The following is a 220-nucleotide window of genomic DNA, read 5'->3' as shown; positions in this document are numbered from 1 at the left end:
AAAGAAGAAGGGAGGGAGGGGGGCGAACAGGGCAGGAGGCAAAAGCGGAGAGAAAAAGGGAAAGGCGAAGGGAGGGGAAAAAAAAAGGGGGGGGAGAAAAAAGGGAAGCGGGAAGAGATAGAAAAAACAGAATGACGGCGAAGAAAAAGAAGAGTCAAAGCACAAAAGCGAGGGAAAGGGTAGCTGCCGCGAAATTAAGCCGTGCAGAGAAGAAGGCAAA

At 50.5% G+C, this 220-nt stretch carries 1 protein-coding gene; it reads left to right on the top strand.

What is annotated here, in order from left to right; all coding sequences use genetic code 11:
- Nucleotides 1-220, top strand: a 220-nt coding sequence (locus AB1471_RS18185) for a hypothetical protein (protein ID WP_437342389.1), incomplete at both ends; no start/stop codon positions are given.

It is taken from the genome of Jeotgalibacillus marinus (assembly GCF_040801915.1).
GTDB lineage: Bacteria > Bacillota > Bacilli > Bacillales > Jeotgalibacillaceae > Jeotgalibacillus > Jeotgalibacillus marinus.
This window is presented reverse-complemented; position numbering and strand designations above follow the sequence as displayed.